This window comes from Xenorhabdus beddingii (assembly GCF_002127545.1).
In the GTDB taxonomy this organism is placed as follows: Bacteria; Pseudomonadota; Gammaproteobacteria; order Enterobacterales; family Enterobacteriaceae; genus Xenorhabdus; species Xenorhabdus beddingii.
Genome location: NZ_MUBK01000136.1, coordinates 1 through 836, shown reverse-complemented (window position 1 = coordinate 836; position 836 = coordinate 1). Strand labels below are relative to the sequence as shown.

Here is an 836-nt window from a genome sequence, read left to right as displayed (position 1 = left end):
TCTGACTGTATTTAAAAGAAAATAATAGGTGTATAGTTATTTTTTAACTATACATCAACTCTACATTCTCTTCATAAGTGTAAAAAATGGGTGAACAGGAGATACAGTCAGTGAATATCCTATTAATCACGACAAACCCAGAGGTAACAAGGTTTTCAGGGAATTGTGCACAGGGTGCATAGCGGAGGAGGTGAAAAAGATTTTCAGGGGGTATCTCTGGCAGGTAAATAAAAGCCGGACAAACCAGAAAAGGAAAACTATCACGTCAGCCTGATTTTTATTTAGGGCATTACCTGAAATTTAAAATAGGTAATTATCTGATTTTGTTTAAGAGGAGACGTTAATCACAAACTTATTGATGTTCTTTTATCCACGCTGGAATCGATAAGCATGACTGTTATATCCTGCCTCATGAAATGCCTTATTGCGCATTGATTGGACATCATGTTACAGGAGAAACACGCATGTCATACCTCATTGACTTGTCGTTAAAAGGCAAGAAGCAAGGTCTTATTTCTGCGGGCTGTTCAACCCCCGAATCTATCGGCAACCGGTATCAGGCAGGACGGGAAGATCAGATACAGGTATTAAGCCTCAGTCACGCGATGAGCCGCGACCAGAACGTCAATCATCACCCTGTCAGTTTTGTGAAGCCCCTCGATAAATCCTCTCCCCTGTTAGCGATGGCAATAGACGGTAACGAGTTGTTGGAGGCGAAATTTATGTGTTACCGGACAAATCCAATGGGACAGTTGGAATTTTTTTATGAAATCAAACTGACAGGCGCGAGCATTGTTGATGTTTCCTATCATTATCCGCATTCCATCGACGACAAC

The 836-nt window shown here is 41.1% G+C and carries 1 protein-coding gene; it reads left to right on the top strand.

The genetic code is table 11. The features are described from left to right. Nucleotides 1-464: 464 nt before the first annotated feature. Nucleotides 465-836 (top strand): Hcp family type VI secretion system effector (locus Xbed_RS18880; protein WP_139837565.1); only part of this gene is annotated, 372 nt, incomplete at its 3' end.